General features: G+C 70.3%; 19 protein-coding genes and 1 pseudogene. 12 read left to right on the top strand and 8 right to left on the bottom strand.

What is annotated here, in order from left to right:
- Positions 1-21: 21 nt before the first annotated feature.
- A complete protein-coding gene (locus JN350_RS00390) occupies positions 22-459 on the bottom strand; it encodes a MarR family winged helix-turn-helix transcriptional regulator (RefSeq protein ID WP_205463195.1) in 438 nt (145 codons plus the stop codon).
- A gap of 410 nt (positions 460-869) precedes the next feature.
- Between JN350_RS00390 and JN350_RS00385 the strand changes: the two genes are divergently transcribed.
- From JN350_RS00385 to JN350_RS00375, 3 genes are all read left to right on the top strand, one after another.
- Positions 870-1,037 (top strand): hypothetical protein, encoded by a 168-nt coding sequence (locus JN350_RS00385; RefSeq protein WP_205463194.1) that lies wholly within the window; start codon positions 870-872, stop codon positions 1,035-1,037.
- Positions 1,038-1,077: 40 nt separating this feature from the next.
- On the top strand, positions 1,078-1,905 hold the full coding sequence (gene nadE, locus JN350_RS00380) for an ammonia-dependent NAD(+) synthetase (RefSeq protein ID WP_205463193.1): 828 nt from the start codon (positions 1,078-1,080) through the stop codon (positions 1,903-1,905).
- A 142-nt stretch (positions 1,906-2,047) separates the two neighbouring features.
- Positions 2,048-3,505, top strand: coding sequence for an SPFH domain-containing protein (locus tag JN350_RS00375; RefSeq protein WP_205463192.1), 1,458 nt, complete (start codon positions 2,048-2,050; stop codon positions 3,503-3,505).
- A 35-nt stretch (positions 3,506-3,540) separates the two neighbouring features.
- Here JN350_RS00375 and JN350_RS00370 read toward each other — a convergent pair whose 3' ends face one another.
- Positions 3,541-4,002 (bottom strand): hypothetical protein, encoded by a 462-nt coding sequence (locus JN350_RS00370; RefSeq protein ID WP_205463191.1) that lies wholly within the window; start codon positions 4,000-4,002, stop codon positions 3,541-3,543.
- A 71-nt stretch (positions 4,003-4,073) separates the two neighbouring features.
- Positions 4,074-4,559 (bottom strand): hypothetical protein, encoded by a 486-nt coding sequence (locus tag JN350_RS00365; RefSeq protein ID WP_205463190.1) that lies wholly within the window; start codon positions 4,557-4,559, stop codon positions 4,074-4,076.
- A 661-nt stretch (positions 4,560-5,220) separates the two neighbouring features.
- On the opposite strand from JN350_RS00365, the gene JN350_RS00360 reads away from it, so the two are divergent.
- The 9 genes from JN350_RS00360 to JN350_RS00320 all read left to right on the top strand — a co-directional run bounded on the left by JN350_RS00360 (position 5,221) and on the right by JN350_RS00320 (position 15,505).
- Complete coding sequence (locus tag JN350_RS00360) at positions 5,221-7,275, top strand: MDR family MFS transporter (protein ID WP_205463189.1); 2,055 nt, start codon at positions 5,221-5,223, stop codon at positions 7,273-7,275.
- A 61-nt stretch (positions 7,276-7,336) separates the two neighbouring features.
- Complete coding sequence (locus JN350_RS00355; RefSeq protein WP_205463188.1) at positions 7,337-7,921, top strand: TetR/AcrR family transcriptional regulator; 585 nt, start codon at positions 7,337-7,339, stop codon at positions 7,919-7,921.
- Between the two features lie 331 nt (positions 7,922-8,252).
- On the top strand, positions 8,253-9,590 hold the full coding sequence (locus tag JN350_RS00350; RefSeq protein ID WP_205463187.1) for an enolase C-terminal domain-like protein: 1,338 nt from the start codon (positions 8,253-8,255) through the stop codon (positions 9,588-9,590).
- 44 nt (positions 9,591-9,634) lie between these two features.
- Entirely contained in the window at positions 9,635-10,873 is a 1,239-nt protein-coding gene (locus JN350_RS00345) for an ABC transporter substrate-binding protein (RefSeq protein ID WP_240347448.1), read from the top strand.
- A 107-nt stretch (positions 10,874-10,980) separates the two neighbouring features.
- Complete coding sequence (locus tag JN350_RS00340) at positions 10,981-11,958, top strand: carbohydrate ABC transporter permease (RefSeq protein ID WP_205463185.1); 978 nt, start codon at positions 10,981-10,983, stop codon at positions 11,956-11,958.
- Positions 11,951-12,868 carry a carbohydrate ABC transporter permease gene (locus JN350_RS00335; protein WP_111115282.1) on the top strand — a complete coding sequence of 306 codons (918 nt, stop codon included), beginning with the start codon at positions 11,951-11,953 and terminating at the stop codon, positions 12,866-12,868. Before JN350_RS00340 ends, JN350_RS00335 begins: the two co-directional genes overlap by 8 nt.
- 32 nt (positions 12,869-12,900) lie before the next feature.
- Complete coding sequence (locus JN350_RS00330; protein ID WP_205463184.1) at positions 12,901-14,226, top strand: alpha-L-fucosidase; 1,326 nt, start codon at positions 12,901-12,903, stop codon at positions 14,224-14,226.
- The gene (locus JN350_RS00325) at positions 14,226-14,552 is read left to right on the top strand and encodes an L-rhamnose mutarotase (RefSeq protein WP_205463183.1); all 327 of its coding nucleotides are present in this window, start codon (positions 14,226-14,228) and stop codon (positions 14,550-14,552) included. Before JN350_RS00330 ends, JN350_RS00325 begins: the two co-directional genes overlap by 1 nt.
- Positions 14,549-15,505 (top strand): aldo/keto reductase, encoded by a 957-nt coding sequence (locus tag JN350_RS00320; RefSeq protein WP_205463182.1) that lies wholly within the window; start codon positions 14,549-14,551, stop codon positions 15,503-15,505. Before JN350_RS00325 ends, JN350_RS00320 begins: the two co-directional genes overlap by 4 nt.
- Before the next feature lie 95 nt (positions 15,506-15,600).
- Here JN350_RS00320 and JN350_RS00315 read toward each other — a convergent pair whose 3' ends face one another.
- From JN350_RS00315 to JN350_RS00295, 5 genes and pseudogenes are all read right to left on the bottom strand, one after another.
- Positions 15,601-15,879, bottom strand: a complete 279-nt coding sequence (locus JN350_RS00315; protein ID WP_205463181.1) for a GlsB/YeaQ/YmgE family stress response membrane protein — start codon at positions 15,877-15,879, stop codon at positions 15,601-15,603.
- Positions 15,880-15,975: 96 nt separating this feature from the next.
- Entirely contained in the window at positions 15,976-16,653 is a 678-nt protein-coding gene (locus tag JN350_RS00310; protein WP_111086323.1) for a FadR/GntR family transcriptional regulator, read from the bottom strand.
- 87 nt (positions 16,654-16,740) lie between these two features.
- Positions 16,741-17,591, bottom strand: a pseudogene (locus JN350_RS00305) (SDR family NAD(P)-dependent oxidoreductase).
- On the bottom strand, positions 17,591-18,460 hold the full coding sequence (locus JN350_RS00300; RefSeq protein ID WP_205463180.1) for a fumarylacetoacetate hydrolase family protein: 870 nt from the start codon (positions 18,458-18,460) through the stop codon (positions 17,591-17,593). The pseudogene JN350_RS00305 and the gene JN350_RS00300 overlap by 1 nt, the downstream one beginning before the upstream one ends.
- Positions 18,461-18,502: 42 nt before the next feature.
- Positions 18,503-19,354 (bottom strand): amidohydrolase family protein, encoded by an 852-nt coding sequence (locus JN350_RS00295; protein ID WP_205463179.1) that lies wholly within the window; start codon positions 19,352-19,354, stop codon positions 18,503-18,505.
- Between the last annotated feature and the right edge of the window lie 350 nt (positions 19,355-19,704).

Here is a 19,704-nt window from a genome sequence, read left to right as displayed (position 1 = left end):
ACGTCGGTGCCGGGGCGGGCGCTACCGCGTCGGCGGTGCGAGCTCCGCGGTCACCTTCTGCAGCAGGTGCCGCAGGGTGGCGCGTTCGTCCGGGTCGAGTGGTGCGAGCAGGGTGTCGTCGAGGGCGACCATCGCGTCGGTGAAGCCGGCGATGAGGTCGATGCCCGCCGGGGTGGCGTGCACCGTCTTGGTCCGACCGTTCGTGGCGTCGGGTCGTCGTTCGACGAGGCCGCGCCGCTCGAGGCCCTGCAGGAGACTCGAGACGCTGGCCGCGCTGGTCCGGGTGATCTCGGCGATGTCGCGTTGGATCGCTCCGGGGTTCTGCTGCAGGTACCCGAGCACGAAGCTCTGCTCGCGGGTGAGGTCCCGATCACGGACCCACTCGTCGGCCGCCTTGCGCTGTGCCCATCCGATCCACCGCATGAGTTCGAGCGGGGTGGTGAGATCCGGTGCCTGCATGATCAGGACTCTAACTGTTCGAGCTCTAACTGTCAACGAGGGATCGATCCACGGTTCGGCCCTGGAACGGGGGTATGGCGTCGCGGTGTGCCGCTGGTAGCTTGCACAGGAAGACGGCCTCACCAGTCGTCGTCCTCGGTCCGGTGCCGGACCGTTCGGGTCTCCCGTCGAACCGACGGGGGATGGATCAGCAGTGGCGGATCTCCGCCCGGGAAGGGGACCCATGACTCGCACTGCGCTCCGAGCGCGACGCCGCCGGCGTCCATGAACTCCGACGCGCGCCGGCGGGTACCGGCGTGCGTCTCCACGGGGCCGCGGCGTTCGGGTCGCCTCGGGCCCTCCGGTGCGGTGGCGGTTCGGACCGCCACCGCACCGGACATCCGCACCACCACGAGTCAGTGAGGACCACCGTGCACGATCACGACACCCACCCGCTCGACCGGCACGTCGGGCCGCCGCACGTCGAGCGGTTCCTCCTGACGCAGAGCGCCGAGACGCTCGGCGTCGTCTGCACCTGCGCGATCGGCGTCGACCACGACAACACGATCCGGCCGCTGCACGCAGAACCCGTCCGCTGAACCCTGTGCACACCGGCGGGTGCAGCGGGATACTGGGGTGGTGCGTGAACTCCAAGCCGCCATCGCCGCGGACCTCAACGTCCAGCCGACCATCGAGCCGGAGCAGGAGATCGCCCGCCGTGTCGGGTTCCTCCGTGACTACCTGCTCACGACCGGCGCGAAGGGGTTCCTGCTCGCGATCAGCGGCGGCCAGGACTCCACGCTCGCCGGGCGCCTGACCCAGCTCGCGGTCGAGTCCCTCCGCGCCGAGGGTCACCCCGCCGAGTTCACGACCGTCCGCATGCCGTACCGCGTGCAGGCCGACGAGGACGATGCCCAACTCGCCCTGCAGTTCATCGCAGCCGACCCGGGCATCACCGTCAACATCGAGCACGGCGTCGACGGCGTCATGCACGACACCGCTGCCTCGGGCGTCGAGCTGAGCGACTTCGTGAAGGGCAACGTCAAGGCCCGGATGCGCATGGTCGCCCAGTACGCCGTCGCCGGCCAACGCGGGCTGCTCGTCGTCGGGACCGACCACGCGGCCGAGGCGGTCACCGGCTTCTTCACGAAGTACGGCGACGGCGGCGTCGACCTGACGCCGCTCACCGGCCTGTCGAAGAGCCAGGGGCGGCAGCTGCTCGAGCACCTCGGAGCGCCCGCCCGCCTGTACGAGAAGGCCCCCACCGCGGACCTGCTCGACGAGATGCCCGGCCAGACCGACGAAGCGAACCTCGGGCTGTCCTACGCCGAGATCGACGCCTACCTGCAGGGGCACGACGTGCCGCTCGAGGTCGCCGAGGCGATCGAGGCGCGGTACCGCGCGACCGAGCACAAGCGCCAGGTGCCGGCGACGCCCTTCGACGACTGGTGGCGTGCGGGCGCGTAGGCGCTGACGCGACCATCGACAGGAGGCGCGCTGCAGGTGATCCTGCACCGCGCCTCCTGTCCGTTCGCGCGGTCTCCTAGGATGGGAGCCGACGGAACAACAGATGCGGAATCCAGGCTGTCGCCTGGTCCGGAGGGGAGTCATGGAAGTACTGTTCGCGCTCGGTGCCATCCCGCTGATCATCGTGGGGATCATCGTCCTCGCCGTGATCGCGCTGATCTACGCGAAGGTCGTGTACCGCAACGCCGGGGCCGACGAAGCGCTCATCATCACCGGCAAGCGCTCGCGCAAGGTCAAGAACGACGACGGCACCGAGACCGTCGAGTCCGGCATCAAGGTGGTGCTCGGAGCCGGCGTCCTCGTCCGGCCGTTCTTCGAGAAGGTCGCGAAGCTCTCGCTCAGCTCACGAGCGATCGACATCAACGTCAACGCGCAGGACTCCCGCGGTGTGACGATCGACGTCGAGGCCGTCGCGCTCGTCAAGGTCGGGGAGGCCGATTCCTCGATCCGGGCGGCCGCGCAGCGGTTCCTCGGGCAGGAGAAGAAGATCGACGACTTCGCGCGTGAAGTCTTGTCGGGTTCGCTCCGTGCGTCGATCGGCGCGACCGACGTGTCGACGATCATCCGCAACCGCGACCAACTGACCGTCGCCGTGCTCACCGTCGCGCAGGACGCGCTGCACAGCCAGGGGCTCGACGTCGACTCCTTCGAGATCAAGGGCATCTCGGACCGCAACGAGTACATCAGTGACCTCGGCCGTGCCGAACGCGCCCGCGTCCGGCTCGAGGCGGAGAACGCCGAGGCGCAGGCCGACCGCGAAGCGCGAGAGGCCCGTGCGACCGCCGACCAGGCCATCGCCGAGGCCGAGAACACCCTGGCGATCCGACGTGCCGCGCTGCAGCTCGACGCCGATCGGGCATCGGCCGAGGCCGCAGCCGCCGGTCCGCTCGCCCAGGCCCGTGCGGCGCAGGGCGTCGTCGAGCAGGAGCAGATCACCGCGCAGAAGCGTGCCGAGCTGCGCCGTGCCGAGCTCGAGTCCGAGGTCTCCGCCGTCGCCGAGGCGCAGGCTCGCAAGACCCGTGTCGAGGCCGAAGCCGCAGCCGGTGCCCAGGTCGAGACCGCTCGCGCCCAGGCTGAGGCCCGTCGGATCTCCGCCGAGGCCATCGCCGCCGAGGCGAAGGCCGAGTCCGAGGCGCGCAAGCTGGCCGCCGACGCCTCCCGTGCCGAGGGTGCGGCTGCCGCCGATGCGATCCGCGCCAAGGGCCAGGCCGAGGCGGACGCCACGAAGGCCCAGGCCGACGCACTCGCGCAGCACTCCGAAGCCGTCCTGCGGGTCAAGGCCATCGAGACCTTACCGAGCATCGCCCGCGAGCTCGCGGCGCCGATGGGCAACATCGACAAGCTGACCGTGGTGTCCTCCGACGGCGCCGGCGCCCTGTCGAAGAGCGTCGTGAGCCAGTTCAGCGAGGTGGACGCCCTGCTCGGGACGACTGCCGGGTTCACCCTGAGCGACATCGTCAAGAGTGCGACGACGGGGCAGGCCGCGGCCCGGGCCGTCGTGCGCGAGCAGTCCGCCGATGTCGTGGAGCCGATCGAGTAGTCGTCAGCGGCAGCGCGCAGCGGGCGTGGCGAGGATCAGTCCTCGTCGCGCCCGTTCTCGTCCCGGCGCTCGCGCTGCTGGCCACCGGCGTCCTCGCGCTGGCCGCCGTTGCGCTGGCCGCCGTTGCGCGGGTCCGCGTCGCGCGGGTCCTCGGCGCCGGCAGCGTCGCGCTGGTCGGCGAGCCGCTGCTGCCACACGACGCTGCGGGCCGCGCCCTCGAGGATGTCGTCGACGCTCCGTCCGGTCTGCGCCGCGAGCGCACCGCTGAGCCCGGCGGTGAGGGTCCCGCCGGCCGATGCCAGTCGTTCGACCACCTGTTCCTGGCGTGGGGTCAGGGGTTCGTCGACCATCTCGTCGATGGTGTCGCGGATGTTCTGCTCGCTCGCGTCCAGTGCCGCCTCGTCACCGGAGTGCAGCGCTGCTGCCTCTCCGACGACGACGAGACCGAGGCGCGCGGCGTCGTCTTCGGGACGCGGAGTGCGGTGCTCATCAGTCATGCGGGGGACCGTACGCTCCGTGGTGCCGCGCTTGCTGGACAGTCGGGGTACCCGACGCCTGTCGTCCGTCGTCAGCGAGGTGTCGTGTGCCACCGGCGGAGCAGCCACTCCGCAGCGGCCAGACCCTCGCGCCGTTGGAAGTCACGGATGGTCGGCATGTTCGGCGGTGCCGGGGGCAGTGCGTGCTCGAAGAACAGACCGGCGAGACCGGCGAGCACGGCGTCGACCGTGGTGGCGGGCACACCGGTGAACACCGGGTGGGTGGCGAGGTGGTGCTCGACGTCGGTGTCCTCGCCGCGGACGAGCGTGTCGATCAGGTAGGTCAGCGGGTCGAGCCAGTGCGCGCCGATGCTCGCCCACGGCCAGTCCACGACCCAGACGGCCCCGGAGCGGTCGACGAGCAGGTTGTCGGCACGGCAGTCGGCGTGCACGAGGTGCTCGCCGTCGACGAGGGTCGCTGCCCGGGCGGCGGTGCGGGCGAACTCGGGTCCGGCGGCGAGCACGTGCGCCGGAACGACCTCGGCGGCCCGGTCGGACAGGGTGGGGTCGCCGAGCATCCGGTCCCACGCGCCGAACTCGTGGCGCAGGTCGTCGGCGATCCGGGGAGCGTGCCGAGGTCGCCGGTCGCCGACGGCAGGGTGTCCAGCGCATCGAGCACCGCCGCGGTGTCCCTGCCGTCGAGTGCTGCCCCGGGGTGCTTGCCCTCGATGTCGTCGAGGACCAGGACGACCCACTCGTCGCCGTCCACGGTGGCGTCGAAGGCGTCCAGCAGGGGCGGCGCCTGCACGGTCGACGGCAGCTGCGCCACCACGCGGGCTTCCCGGCGGTGCAGGGCGAAGGCATCGGCGTTCCGCGATCGCGAGACCGTCTTGACGAACGCCCGTCGCCCCGTCGCCGTGACCACACGGTCGGCACTCCCCGGCGACCACCCGGCGGTCTGGGACTCAGCGTTCGTCACCGTTCCGCCGAGGGTCTGTTCCACCCGGTCGCGCAGGACCGCCGGCACGTCCGTCCACGCAGTTCGCCCCATGCCCGACGACGCTACCTGAGAAGCCGTTCACGAACGTGCAGGGATGGCAAGTTTGCGCTGGCGGCAAACGTGCTCGTGATGTAAAGTTGCAGCGTCTGCAAGGTTGACCCGCCGTTCGACGGCCCGCCACACACGCTCCGGCGTCCCTTGCCCGCACGACGACCACCACGCACCCCTGAAGGACCCCCATGTCTACTGCCACCGCACCCGTCGAGGTGTCGCGCGGACGACACGACTCCCCGGCCAGTACGCCGGGCAAGCCGATCATGTCGCACCGTCAGATCCTGCTCGTCATCTACGGCCTCATGGCCGGCATGTTCCTGTCGTCGCTCGACCAGACGATCGTCGGCACCGCGATCCGCACCATCGGCGACGACCTGCACGGTCTCGACCAGCAGGCGTGGGTCACGACCGCGTACCTGATCGCGTCGACCATCACGACGCCGATCTACGGCAAGCTCTCCGACGTCTTCGGCCGTCGGCCGCTGTACATCTTCGGCATCGCGGTCTTCATCCTCGGCTCGCTGCTCTCGACGATGTCGACCTCGATGATCATGCTCGCCGCGTTCCGTGCCTTCCAGGGCATCGGTGCCGGTGCGCTGATGTCGCTGCCGCTCGCGATCATGGGCGACATCCTCGCCCCGCGTGAGCGTGCGAAGTACCAGGGCTACTTCCTCGCGGTCTTCGGCATCTCGTCCGTCATCGGCCCGCTCATCGGCGGCCTGTTCGCCGGCGCGAGCACGATCCTCGGTGTCACCGGCTGGCGCTGGGTCTTCCTGATCAACGTGCCGATCGGCGTCGCGGCGCTCCTGATGGTCATCGCCTTCCTGCACCTGCCGAAGTTCGGTGACGCCAAGGCGAAGCCGCGCATCGACTGGTGGGGTGCCACCTCGGTCATCGCGACGCTCGTCCCGCTCCTGCTCGTGGCCGAACAGGGCCGCACCTGGGGCTGGGGTTCGGCCGGCGCCATCGCCTGCTACGTGATCGGCGCGCTCGGGCTCGTCGCGTTCCTGGTGATCGAGACCCTCATGAAGGACGACGCGATCATCCCGCTCAAGCTCTTCCGCTCGGGCACCTTCTCGATGGCCACGATCCTCGGGTTCCTGGTCGGCTTCGCGATGTTCGGCGCCATGCTGACCATCCCGCTGTACCTGCAGATCGTCACGGGGCTGACCCCGACGGAGTCCGGCTTCGCGACCCTGCCGATGATCGGTGGCCTCATGATCGCCTCGATCGCCTCCGGACAGATCGTCGCCCGCACCGGTCGCTACCGGATCTTCCCGGTGATCGGCACGGCCCTTGTCTCGGTCGGCTACGTCGTCCTGACGTTCATGACGATCGACAAGCCCCTCTGGTTCCTGATGATCGGCATGTTCCTGATCGGCCTCGGCCTCGGGCAGCTCATGCAGAGCATCACCCTCGCCTCGCAGAACTCCGTGCAGCCGCGGGACATGGGTGTGGCGACGTCGTCCGCCACGTTCTTCCGCCAGATCGGTGGAACGCTCGGTACGGCGGTGCTGCTCAGCGTCCTGTTCTCGATCATGCCGGCGAACATCCTGCACGCCACCGCGGACCAGAAGAACCTGTCCGGTGCGCTCGACGCCGCCCTGAACCCGACCGTCGCCACGGCGAAGGCGAACGCGGGGGTCATGGAGCAGATCTGGAACCCGATCGTCACCCCGGTGAAGTCGCAGGTGCAGTCCGGCCTCGACCAGGCCACCGCGCAGGTCACCGCTGCGACGACCGGTGCGCCGGAGGCCGTGCAGCAGCAGGCCCTCACCGCCGCAGCCGACAAGGCGCACGCCAGCGTGCAGGACGGCAAGCTCGTGGTCGACTGGTCGGACGCCTCGCAGCGCTCGTACTGGGTCGGCGAGCTCGCCCCCGAACTGTCGAAGCAGATCGACAAGGGGGCCGGCGACGGCAGCAGCTCGAGCAGCGAGACGAGCGACACGTCCTACCTCAACGGTGCGACCCCGGCACTGACCAAGCCGTTCATGACGGGCTTCAACGCATCGGCCGTGACCGTCTACTGGGTCGGCTTCGCCGTGATCCTGCTGGCGTTCGTCCTCAGCTGGTTCTTCAAGGCGCCGCCGCTCCGCAAGAGCTCGGCCCTGCAGGAGCAGGCCGACCAGGCCGGCACCGCCGACGACCTCGAGGTGCAGGCCGTCAAGGCAGCCGACACGATGGGGTCGCCCACGGCACCCGTCACCGGATCGATCCCCGTGCAGCGGGACCGCCCGTAGGACCGGCAACCGGGGCCTCCCGTCACCAGACGGGAGGCCCCGACCCGCACCAGGAGCAGCAGTGAGCACGATCGAATCGCACCCGGCAGGCGACAGCGGCCTGCGGGAACGCAAGAAGCAGCAGACCCGGCACGCGATCCACCAGGCCGCGTTGGCGCTGGTCTCCGAACGGGGCCTGGCCGGCGTCACGGTCGAGGAGATCTGCGCCGACGCCGGCGTCTCGCCGCGCACCTTCTTCAACTACTTCCCGTCGAAGGGCGACGCGGCACTCGGACTCCCCGAGAGCTCGGTGCCTGACACGGCACGGCAGGCGTTCCTGACCGCGGAGGGCCCGCTCGTGTCGGACCTCTGCGACCTCGTCGCCCGGACGGTGACACTGCCCACGGACCGCCGTCGCATGAAGGAACTCGTGCAGGCGCGACCGGAGATGGTGCCCGCGATGCTGCAGTGGATGGCGCGTGCCCGGCTCGCCGTGTTCACCGTCGCCGCCGAGCGCACCGACGTGGACTCCGCACGGACCGCGGTGACGCTCGTCATGGCGGCGCTCATCGAGTCCGCGCACCGCTTCGCCGACGGCTCGCGCGATGAGCTGGCGGATCGCCTCCGCGGCGTGGTGGCCGAGATGGGCCGGCTCGCCTCCGCCTGACACGCGACCACGGACGGGAGGCGCGGTGCGGGTCCGACCCGCACCGCGCCTCCCGTCCGTGGTCCGGTCGCCCCGCCGAAGCGACGGATGCGCGAGCTCCACTGTCGACAGTGCCGCGAGCGCGACAGATCCCCGCGAACAGTTGGCCGGGATCTGTCGCTTTCGCGGATCGGCCACGCCGCCGTAATCCACGCCGACCCAAAGCACAGCCATCCGACGACTCGGCCCCGTTCGAGACCAGAACGTGACGAAGAGTTCTCTTGACGCGCGAGACATCCGATGTTTTGATTGCTTCGTTCGGTCGACGGAGACCGGACGGCAGGAGACACGAATGAGCCGCATCACCGGTCTGCACGTGCGCGACATCCGCTTCCCGACCTCTCGGGAGCACGACGGATCCGACGCCATGAACCCCGCGCCCGACTACTCCGCCGCGTACGTCGAGATCACGACCGACGCCCTGGACGGACACGTCGGCACCGGCTTCGTGTTCACGATCGGACGCGGCAACGAGGTGCAGGAAGCCGCGATCGCCGCACTGCGCAGGCACGTCGTCGGCGCCGACGCCGAAGCGGTCCTCGCCGACATGGGCGGTACCTGGCGCGCGATGGTCCACGACTCGCAGCTGCGCTGGCTCGGCCCGGAGAAGGGCGTCATGCACATGGCGATCGGCGCCGTGGTGAACGCGCTCTGGGACCTCCGAGCCAAGCGCGCGGGGCAGCCGCTGTGGGCGCTGCTGGCGGACCTGAGCCCCGAGGAACTCGTCGAGCTGGTGGACTTCCGGTACCTCACCGACGCGATCACCCCGGCCGAGGCGCTCGAGCTGTTCCGGGCCGCCGAGCCGCACCGTGCGAGCCGTCGGGCCCGGCTCGAAGCGCAGGGCTACCAGGCGTACACGACCACCCCGGGCTGGCTCGGCTACGACGACGAGAAGCTCACCCGGCTCTGCCGCGAGGCGGTCGACGAGGGGTTTACCCAGATCAAGCTCAAGGTCGGCGGCGACGTCGACGAGGACGTCCGCCGGATGGGCATCGCCCGCGCCACGGTCGGCCCGGACATCCGCATCGCGGTGGACGCCAACCAGCGCTGGGACGTGGACGAGGCCGTCACCTGGATCGAGCGGCTGCGCCCGTTCGACCTCGCCTGGGTCGAGGAACCCACGAGCCCCGACGACGTCCTCGGGCACGCCGAGATCGCCCGACGCATCGCCCCGATCCCCGTCGCGACCGGCGAGCACATGGCCAACCGGGTGATCGCGAAGCAGCTCATCCAGGCGGGGTCGATGTCGGTGCTCCAGATCGACGCCACCCGGGTCGCGGGGGTCAACGAGAACCTCGCGATCCTGCTGCTCGCCGCGAAGCACGGCGTCCGGGTGTGCCCGCACGCCGGCGGGGTCGGCCTGTGCGAGGCCGTGCAGCACCTGTCGATGTTCGACGCCGTCGCGCTGACCGGCGACCTCGACACCCGGTGCATCGAGTTCGTCGACCACCTGCACGAGCACTTCGTGACCCCGGTCGACGTCCACGACGGCCGCTACTGGCCGCCGACCGCTCCCGGAGCCGGCACCGAGATGCTCGCCGACTCCCTCGACGCCTACGCGTTCCCGGACGGCCCGGCCTGGGCCGTGGTCGACACCGAGACGGTCCCCGACGCGGTCCGCGTCGCCTGATCCCACCCCACACACCCCATCACCACGACGAAGTGGAGACACCGATGCAACGACGACGCATCATCACCGGACTCGCGGCAGCAGCTGCCGCGGCCCTCGTGCTCACCGGCTGTTCCTCCGGCAGCAGTGCCGGTGGAAGCCAGTCGAAGGACGCCCTGACCTGGTCCATGTGGATCGCCGGGAAGGAGGACAAGGCCGCCTGGCAGAAGGTCGCCGACACCGTGAAGAGCGAGGACGGCATCACCCTGACGATCCAGGGTGCGCCGTTCGAGAACTACTTCACGAAGCTCAGCACGCAGCTGAGCGCGGGCGGCGCCCAGTGCGTCGTGAGCATGCAGTCCCTCCGCGCCGCGAACTACACGTCGTCGCTGCTGCCGCTCGACGACCTCGCCGAGAAGGACGGCACCGACCTGTCCGCGTTCGACAGCACCGCGCTCGACGGCATGAAGGTCGACGGGAAGCTCTACGGCCTGCCCTACGACACCGGCCCCATCATGATGTTCTACAACAAGGACGTCTTCGAGAAAGCAGGCGTGGCCGAGCCGAAGCCGGGGTGGACCGTCGACGACTTCGAGGCGGCGGGCGCCGCGCTCAAGGCGAAGGGCATCACCATGTTCGGTTCGACGGTGGGCGACCTCAACCTCGAGTCGATGGTCTACGGCTACAACGGTGGTCGGGTCATCACGGAGTCCGGCAAGCTCGACGCGACGAACGCGAAGTTCGCGGACGGCCTCGACTGGCTCGCGTCGCTGGTGAAGAAGGGATACGCCACGCAGGCGTCCTCCGACTCCTCGACGCCGGGCAATGACTTCGCCGCCGGCAAGGTCGCGATGTACACCGACGGTCCGTGGTCGCTCATCAGCCAGAAGGCCAAGGTGGAGTTCGACCTCGGGGTCACGACGCTCCCCGCGGGTACGTCCGGTCCGTCGACCTTCGCCGCCGGCTCCGGCTTCGGTGTCTCGAAGCAGTGCAAGTACCCGGAGCAGGCGTTCAAGGCCGTCCAGACGATGACCAGCGAGAAGGTCCTGACGTCGCTCGCCGAAGCCGGACGAGCCTTCCCCGGCCGCACCGCTGCCCAGTCGGCGTGGTACTCGAGCGCCGGCATCGACGGCGCCGAGGCCGCGCTCAAGGCGGGACTCGCGAAGTCCTCGCCGCTCCTCGGGAACAAGCAGAGCGACCAGCTCTCCCAGCTGTTCACGCAGTACGCGCTGCAGGCGGTGAACGGGCAGACCTCCGGCAAGGAGACGATGTCCTCCATCGCCGGCCAGCTCGGCACGCAGTGACCAGCTGAACCAACGAGCGGACTGGAGGCCCGTTGCGGCCCCGCCACGGGCCTCCAGTCCGATCCATCCCCTGTTCAGGACCGCGCGAACGACGAGGAGGTCGTCGCATGACCACCATCCAGGACCCACCGGCCGAAGCGGCCGTCCCCGCGGTCGCGACCGCGGTCGCGGTCGGAGCCGCCACCCCACGGCGGAAGGACGGCGAGGACACGAGCGCGCTCGGACGCCGCTCCTGGTGGGGCGCCGCCTTCGCCGCCCCGCACTCGATCGGCCTTGTCGTCTTCACCGCGTTCCCGATCGTCGCGTCCCTCGTCGTGAGCTTCATGAACTGGCCGATGCTCGGCGAACGCAGCTGGGCCGGCATCGAGAACTACGCCCGGCTCTTCGGCGACCCGGTCTTCCGCACCGTCGCGCTCAACACGGCGCTGTTCGTGGTGCTCTACGTGCCCCTCAACCTGGTCGTGTCACTCGGGCTCGCCGCCTGGCTGACACCGCGGATCGCCGGCCGGCACGTCTTCCGCGTCCTGTTCTTCATCCCGACCATCACGCCGATCGTCGCGAACGTCGTGGTGTGGCGGATGCTGTACCAGCCCGGTGGCGCGATCGACGCGTCCCTGCAGTCCACCGTCGGCGTGCACGCGCCGAACTTCCTCGCCGACGAGCACTGGGCGATGCTCGCCATCGTCGCGATGAGCGTGTGGCAGGGCTTCGGCTACAACATGCTGATCTTCTCGGCGGCGCTCGACGCCGTGCCGGAGAACCAGATCGAGGCCTCGCAGCTCGACGGCGCGAACGCCTGGCAGACATTCTGGGCCATCAAGTTCCCGCTCATCTCGCCGTCGGTCTTCTTCGCGACGATGATGACGCTGATCACCTCGTTCCAGGTGTTCGTGCAGCCGTTCGTCCTGACGAAGGGCGGGCCGGGCACCGCGACGGAGACCCTCGTGCAGTACATCTACAACACCGGCTTCCAGAACCAGCAGCTCGGTCTGGCCTCGGCCGGCGCCTGGGTGCTGTTCGTCATCATCCTCGGGATCACGGCCGTCCAGTTCCTCGGGCAGAAGCGGTGGGTGCACTATGAGTGAAGCGGTCCGCGGGCACGTCGGTGCCACCACGTCGAACCGGACGGTCAACCCGCGTGCCGTCGCCAGGACGAAGTCCGCGCCACGACCGGGGCGGGTCCGGCACGCGATCGGGTACGCCCTGCTCTGCCTCGTCACACTCCTGTTCGTCTCGCCGCTCATCTACATGGTCGCGACGAGCCTCAAGCCCGCCGACCAGGTGTTCACCACCCCGCCGACGCTCTGGGGCCGCTCGCTCGAGTGGGACAACTACGTGCAGGCGTTCACCTACCTGCCGTTCGCGCGGTTCATCCTCAACGGTGTGTTCGTCGCGGCGGTCGGGACGGCCATCAACGTCGCCGTGGCCGTGCTCTCCGGGTACGCGTTCTCACGACTGCGCTGGCGCGGCCGGAACACGGTGTTCCTGCTGTTCCTCGTCACGCTGATGATCCCGCAGGACGTCCTCGTCATCCCGATGTACGTGATGATGCAGGGCTTCGGCTGGGTCGACACGTTCCAGGCGCTCATCATCCCGTGGGCGTTCACGGCCCTCGGCGCGTTCCTGGTGCGGCAGTTCTTCCTGACCGTGCCGCAGGAGCTCGACGACGCTGCCCGGGTCGACGGAGCCGGCGCGATCCGGACCTTCTTCTCGGTGATGCTGCCGCTCGCCCGGCCGACCATGGCCGTCCTCGCGGTGTTCTCGTTCATCTCGTACTGGAACTCGTTCCTCTGGCCGCTCGTCGTCGTCAACGACGTCGAGGCCCACGGCACGATCCCGCTCGGCCTGCAGCAGTTCTTCGGCCAGCAGGGCTCCGAGTGGAACCTCGTGATGGCGGCGTCGGTGATCTCGATGCTGCCCACCGTGATCCTGCTCGTCCTGCTGCAGAAGCACCTCGTCAAGGGCATCGTCACCAGCGGCCTCGGCGGCCGGTGACACCCTCCCCCTCTGAAAGGAACACTGGCCTCATGACCATCACCGCACCTGCAGAGCCGCAGACCGCGACCGACGCGAGCGGCCTGCCCGCCTGGTTCACCCACGACCGGTTCGGCATGTTCATCCACTGGGGGCTGTACGCCCTGCCGGCACGGCACGAGTGGGTGAAGAACCGCGAACGGATCACCGACGCCGACTACCAGAAGTACTTCGACCACTTCGACCCCGACCTGTTCGACGCCGCCGACTGGGCCCGCCGTGCTCGCGAAGCCGGCATGAAGTACGTCGTGCTCACCACGAAGCACCACGAGGGCTTCTGCCTCTGGGACAGCAAGCTCACCGACTACAAGTCCACGAACACCCCGTTCGGCCGCGACATCGTGCGCGAGTTCGTCGACGCCGTCCGGGCCGAGGGGCTGCGGGTCGGCTTCTACCACTCGCTCATCGACTGGCACCACCCGGACTTCACCGTCGACGGCGTGCACCCGAGGCGCGACGACTCGCCCGAGGAGATCGAGGCGTTCAACCAGGGCCGTGACATGTCGCGCTACCGGGAGTACCTGCACGGGCAGGTGTCTGAGCTGTTGTCGGACTACGGGCAGATCGACTACCTGTTCTACGACTTCTCGTACCGGGACAACGACCACGAGGACATCTGGGGTGGCAAGGGTCGCGACGACTGGGGATCCGCGGAACTGCTTGAACTGACCAGGCGGCTCCAGCCCGGCATCATCGTCAACGACCGGCTCGACCTGCCGGGCGACATCGTCACCCCGGAGCAGTACCAGCCGGACAAGCCGATGGAGGTCGACGGTGCCCAGGTGCCGTGGGAGGCCTGCCAGACGCTCAACGGGTCGTGGGGCTACGACCGCGACAACGTGAACCTCAAGCCCGTCGACCTGCTCGTCCGCATGCTCGTCGACGGCGTCTCGAACAACGGGAACATGCTGCTCAACATCGGCCCCACCGGTCGTGGCGAGTTCGACGGGGTCTCGCGCCGGACCCTCGACGGCATCGGGACGTGGATGCACCAGCACGCCCGCTCCGTCTACGGCGCCGGACCGTCGTCGTTCGTCGCGCCGCACAACACCGTGTACACGCAGAACGGCAACCGCCTGTACCTGCACCTGTTCGCATGGCCGTTCGAGCACGTGCACCTGCCCGACCTGGCCGGACGCGTCGCCTACGCCCAACTGCTCAACGACGCGTCGGAGCTGCACTTCCGCGAGATCCCGCCGGGGACCCGTGCGCAGAACACCGGGCTCGGCGGGCAGCCGGCGGGGACGCTGACGCTCACGCTGCCGATCGTGCGACCCGATGTCGCCGTGCCGGTGGTCGAACTGTTCCTGCGCGACTGATGCAGCGCATCCTGTCGAGGACCCGACTGCGGGCGGGGAACGAGGCCGCGTACGACGCCGTGCACGCTTCGATCCCGCCCGCGCTCGCGGCCCGACTGCGTGAGGCCGGCGTGCACGACTGGACGGTGTGGCGGGACGGGCAGGACCTGGTCCACCTCATCGAGGTCGAGGACTACTGCGCGATGCGCCGGGTGCTCGCCGACGACCCGGTCAACGCGGAGTGGCAGGAGACCATCAACCCCCTGCTCGAAGCCGACGACGACTACTCGGGGAACGACGACGGCGTGCCGCGGGTCTGGTCCCTGGCGGACCAGGTGGACGTATGACGGACCTCGACCTCGACCGCGGTCCGTTCTGGTTCGGCGGCGCCGGCATCGGCAACCTGCTGCGCCCGGTGTCCGACGACGACGCCCGTGCCACGGTCGACGCCGCCTGGGACGCCGGCGTGCGCGGGTTCGACACCGCGCCGCACTACGGCCTCGGGCTGTCGGAGCGGCGGCTCGGGGCGGCGCTCGCCGACCGTCCGCGCGACTCGTTCCTGGTGTCGACGAAGGTCGGGCGGCTGCTCGTCCCCGGGCGGGGTGACGGCGACGACCTGGCCTCCGGCGGGTTCGCGGTGCCGAACGACACCGTGCGGCAGTGGGACCCGTCGCCGATGGGCGTACGGCGGTCGTTGGACGAGTCGCTCGGACGGCTCGGACTCGACCACGTCGACATCGCGTACCTGCACGACCCCGACGTGTACTCGCTCGAGGACGGCCTGACGCAGGCGCTGCCGACGCTCGCCGAGCTGCGGGACGAGGGTGTCGTCCGGGCCGTCGGCGTCGGGTCGAACTCGGTCGGAGCCCTCGACGCCGCGGTGTCCACCGGGCTCTGCGACGTGGTCATGCTCGCGGGACGGTACACACTGCTCGAACAGCCGGCGGCGGACCTCGTCGACCGGTGCGCCTCGCTCGGCGTCGCGGTCGTCGCGGTCGGTGTCTACAACTCGGGACTACTCGGGCAGGACCGGCCGGACGCCACGGCGACGTACGACTACGCCACGGCGCCGGCGGCACTCGTCGCGCGGGCGAACGCGATCGCCGACGTCTGCGCGCGGCACGGGGTCACGCTGCCCGAAGCGGCGCTGGCGTTCCCGCGCCGTGCGGCTGCGGTCGCCGCGATCGCCCTCGGCGCGCAGTCCGCCGAGCAGGTGCGCTCGAACGTCGCCCGGGCCGTGGCCGTGGTGCCGGAGGCCCTGTGGGAGGACCTGCGCGCCGCTGGCCTGCTCAGCGACTGAGCCCCGCACAACCAAAGTCACCCCGAACCGCACGGATGCGCGGTTCGGGGTGACTTCGGTTGTGCGCCGGGTCGTGCCCGGCGGGGTGCTGGTGCCTAGCGGGTCTTGGCGCTGCGACCCGAGAAGCGGACGTAGATGATCAGCACGATGATGGCGCCGATGATCGAACCGATGATGCCGGCCGGCTGGAAGAAGCCGTCCATCGGGTCGTGCTGGAAGATCAGGAACCCGAGGAACCCGCCCACGAACGAGCCGATGATGCCCAGCAGGATGGTCATGGGGATCGAGATGTGCTGCTTGCCGGGGACGACGAGCCGGGCGATGGCGCCGGCGATGAGTCCGACGATGATCAAGCTGATGATGAGACCGAGCACGGTTTCCTCCTCGTGGGTGCGGTTGCCGCGGCATGGTTGCCGGAGTCAGGGCCGACGCCCGACACAACACCCACCCACCTGCACGCGTTCTCGGTTTCAGTCGAGGGAGCGCCGCAACCAGCGCTCGACGCCCTCGACGTGCGACACCACGAGCGCCTGCACGAGCTGCGGGTCCCGGCGTCGGATGGCGTCCACGATGGCGGCGTGCTCGTCGAGGGTGCGCTGCACCGAACCGTTCTGCGTCAGCCCGCGCCAGACCCGCACCCGCACGGTCTTGCTCGACAGCGCGTCGAGCAGCCCGGACAGGTACTGGTTGCCGCCGATGCCCGCGATCGTCGAGTGGAACAGCAGGTCGTGCGCCACCAGGTCCTCGACGCCGGTGTCCTCGCCGACGGACTGCATCAGCGTGGCGAGCTCGTCGATCTGCTGCTCCGAGGCCCGCGCGGTGGCCAGGACGGCGGACGCGGGCTCGAGGATGCGGCGGACCTCGAGCAGGTCGACGAGGGACCGGTCGTGGTGCATGTCGACGACGAACGACACGGCCTCGAGCAGGACGCCGGGTTCCAGCGACGTCACGTAGGTGCCGTCGCCGCGGCGGACGTCGAGCACGCGGATGAGCTCGAGGGCCTTCACCGCTTCACGCAGGCTGTTCCGGGACAGGCCGAGCGACTCGCTCAGTTCCTTCTCGGGCGGGAGGCGCTGCCCGGGTTGGAGCTCACCGCTCACGATCATCTGCTGGATGCGTGCGATCGCATCGTCGGTCAGCGACGCCACGTCACCACCTCCTGATCCCGGCCCGCTCGCGGACGCGAGCCGACAGGTCGACGATAGCCGGGCCTCCCGGTCGTCACGGCCCGACCATCAGGCGGGCCGCAGCCGGAGGGCCTGCATCCCGCCGTCGACGGCCAGGTCGACGCCCGTCGTCGACCGGGCGAGCGGGCTCGTCAGGTAGGCGACCGCCTCGGCGACCTCCTCCGCCTGCACGAGCCGGCCGTGCGGCTGCCGGGCCTCGAGCGCTGCGCGTTCGGCGGCCGGGTCGCCCGCGGTGGACAGCAACCGCGCGACCCACGGGGTGTCGGCCGTTCCGGGGTTGACGGCGTTGACGCGGATGCCCTCACGGATGTGGTCGGCGGCCATCGCGCGGGTCAGCGCGGCGATCGCACCCTTGGTCGCCGAGTAGAGCGCCCGCTGGGGCAGCCCGGCGGTGGCGGCGATCGAGCAGGTGTTCACGATGCTCGCGTTGCCCGACGCCCGCAGATGGGGAGCGCGGCCCGCGACAGCCGGACAGCGCCGAGGACGTTGACCTCGTACACGCGGCGCCACTCGTCGTCGTCGTTGTCCTCGATCGTGCCCTGTGCGCCGATGCCGGCGTTGTTGACCAGGACGTCGAGGCCGCCGAGCTGCTCGACGGCGGTGGCGACGGCGGTGCGGACCGAGGCGTCGTCGCTGACGTCGCACGTGACCGAGAGGAACCCCTCGACGGTCGACGGCTGGAGGTCGAGCACGGCGACCGTCGCACCGCGGTCCTGCAGGGCGGCGGCGATCGCTGCGCCGATGCCGGACGCGCCGCCGGTGACGATCGCCCGGACGCCGGCGTGGCTGCCGGCGCTGCTGGCGCGGCCGGAGCCGGCGCGGCCGGAGCCGGTGCCGCCGGTGCCGCCGGTGCCGCCGGTGCTGCCGGTGCTGCCGGTGCTGCCGGTTGCGTCCGCCATCAGGCTGCTCCGACCGTCTGGCGCTGCGAGCCGAGCCCGTCAGCGGTGAGCTCGACGACGTCGCCGGGCTGCAGGTAGGGCGCGTGTCCGGCCAGCGCGACGCCCGCCGGGGTCCCCGTGCTGATGACGTCGCCGGGGTACAGCACCATGAACTGCGACAGGTACCGGACGATCTCCACAGGCCGGAAGATCATGTCGGCGGTGGTGCCGTCCTGGCGGACCTCGCCGTTGACGGTCAGTCGGAGCGCGAGTGCCGCAGGGTCGAGGCCGGCGGCGGCGAGCGACCCGGGTGTCACCAGCCACGGCCCGAGCGGGTTGAAGGTCTCGCAGGACTTGCCCTTGTCCCACTGTCCACCGCGCTCGAGCTGGAACTCGCGCTCGGACACGTCGTTCGCGATGGCGTAGCCGGCGATGGAGGCCTCGGCGTCCGCATCGGTCTCGCAGTACCGAGCCGTGCGGCCGATGACGATCGCGAGCTCGATCTCCCAATCGGTCTTCGTGCTGTTCCGGGGGATCAGGACCTCGTCGTCGGGGCCGATCACCGTCATCGGGTCCTTCATGAACACGATCGGTTCGGTGGGGATGTCGGCGCCGGTCTCGGCGGCGTGGTCGCGGTAGTTCAGGCCGATGCACACGACCTTGCCGGGGCGTGCGATCGGCGCTCCGCGCCGCATGCCGTCGGCCCGGTCGCGGCCGATGATCGTCAGGTCGCCGGCGCTGCGCGCGTGGTCGACGCGGCCGACCGGGTCCGAGGCCAGGAAGGCCCCGCTGATGTCACTGGTGATCGAGCGGAGGTCGAAGACCTCGCCGTCGATGTCGATGGCCACGGGGATCTCGCTCCCCACCGGGCCGAGTCGTGCGAACTGCATCGTTCCTCGCTCTCCGGCTGCGCCAGTGCAGCCAGAAACATCCTATGTCTGCGTGGTCATCGGGACAAGGTAGATGCGCTCCGCGGTGCCGCTGAAGACGGCCTCGTGCTCGGTCGTCGACAGGTCGGCGAGGGCGTCCGTGGTCCGCTGCACGACCTCGGCGTACCCGGACGCCAGGGTCGACACCGGCCAGTCCGAGCCGAACAGCGACCGATCAGGACCGAACTGCTCCACGACCTCGCGCACGTACCGGTCGACCGGGCCGTCGCGCCAGTCGAGGCCGGCCTCGGTGAACAGGCCGGAGACCTTGCACGTGACGTTCGGGCGTGCGGCGAAGTCGGTCATCCGTCCGCGCCAGGCCGCCGCCGACTCGGCATCGTCGTGCGCGATGTCCGGCTTGCCGGCGTGGTCCAGCACGAACGATGCGTCGGGGACGGCGTCGACCAGGGTCAGCGCAGCGGCGTGCTCCCGCGCTCGGACGAGGACGTCGAACACCAGGCCGGCACCAGCGAGGGCGCGCACCCCGCGGGCGACGTCCGGGCGGGCGAGCCAGCCCGGATCCGGTTCGTCCTGCGCCTGGTGCCGGATGCCCGCCAGACGCTGCCCGCCCGGCAGCGCACGGACGGCGGCGATCCGGTCGGCCACGTCCGGCGCGGTGAGGTCCACCCAGCCGACGACGCCCGCGACCGGTCCGGGCTGTTCGAGCAGCCAGGCGGTCTCGCCGGGATCGTGCACGGCCTGCACGACGATGGTCCGCGTCACGCCGGTGTCCCGCGTCGCCGCTCGGAGGTCGTCCACGTCGAACCGGCGGCGGATCGGGGCGACGGAGTCGTCCATCCAGGGGTACGGCCGGTCGGCGGGGTCCCAGAGGTGGTGGTGAGCGTCGATGATCACGCCCTCATGATGCCCGATTCATCCGATGTCCGCCCGGCCGAGTCGTGGCGCCTCGTGCGAAAGCGACAGAAGTCGCCGTCTTCCGCCGGTCAGGTCTGCGAAGGCGACAGTGTGCCGCCGGTGTTCGGCGGCACACTGTCGCTTTCGCGGGAGCGCGGAGCGCCAGCGCGCCCGACGGCGACAGGCTGGCTCTGGACGCGACCACGGCCGGGAGGCGCGGTGCGCGTCGGGCGCGCACCGTGCCTCCCGGCCGGGTTGATCCCAGAGCATCCCGCGAAGGCGACAGATCTCGTCCCGTCGCACGGTCGGTGCCGCCAGCGCGACAGTGTGCCGCCGATGTTCGGCGGCAC

The sequence above is a fragment of the Curtobacterium sp. 24E2 genome, from assembly GCF_016925595.1.
Lineage (GTDB): Bacteria > Actinomycetota > Actinomycetes > Actinomycetales > Microbacteriaceae > Curtobacterium.
This window is presented reverse-complemented; position numbering and strand designations above follow the sequence as displayed.

Excerpts from the sequence above, each read along its gene's own strand:
- JN350_RS00365 (WP_205463190.1), bottom strand. The coding sequence starts at position 4,559 with ATGCTCGGCGACCCCACCCTGTCCGACCGGGCCGCCGAGGTCGTTCCG.
- JN350_RS00340 (WP_205463185.1), top strand. The coding sequence starts at position 10,981 with ATGACCACCATCCAGGACCCACCGGCCGAAGCGGCCGTCCCCGCGGTC.
- JN350_RS00350 (WP_205463187.1), top strand. The coding sequence starts at position 8,253 with ATGAGCCGCATCACCGGTCTGCACGTGCGCGACATCCGCTTCCCGACC.
- JN350_RS00360 (WP_205463189.1), top strand. The coding sequence starts at position 5,221 with ATGTCTACTGCCACCGCACCCGTCGAGGTGTCGCGCGGACGACACGAC.
- JN350_RS00320 (WP_205463182.1), top strand. The coding sequence starts at position 14,549 with ATGACGGACCTCGACCTCGACCGCGGTCCGTTCTGGTTCGGCGGCGCC.
- JN350_RS00325 (WP_205463183.1), top strand. The coding sequence starts at position 14,226 with ATGCAGCGCATCCTGTCGAGGACCCGACTGCGGGCGGGGAACGAGGCC.
- JN350_RS00300 (WP_205463180.1), bottom strand. The coding sequence starts at position 18,460 with ATGCAGTTCGCACGACTCGGCCCGGTGGGGAGCGAGATCCCCGTGGCC.
- JN350_RS00390 (WP_205463195.1), bottom strand. The coding sequence starts at position 459 with ATGCAGGCACCGGATCTCACCACCCCGCTCGAACTCATGCGGTGGATC.
- JN350_RS00375 (WP_205463192.1), top strand. The coding sequence starts at position 2,048 with ATGGAAGTACTGTTCGCGCTCGGTGCCATCCCGCTGATCATCGTGGGG.
- JN350_RS00330 (WP_205463184.1), top strand. The coding sequence starts at position 12,901 with ATGACCATCACCGCACCTGCAGAGCCGCAGACCGCGACCGACGCGAGC.
- JN350_RS00335 (WP_111115282.1), top strand. The coding sequence starts at position 11,951 with ATGAGTGAAGCGGTCCGCGGGCACGTCGGTGCCACCACGTCGAACCGG.
- JN350_RS00370 (WP_205463191.1), bottom strand. The coding sequence starts at position 4,002 with ATGACTGATGAGCACCGCACTCCGCGTCCCGAAGACGACGCCGCGCGC.
- JN350_RS00345 (WP_240347448.1), top strand. The coding sequence starts at position 9,635 with ATGCAACGACGACGCATCATCACCGGACTCGCGGCAGCAGCTGCCGCG.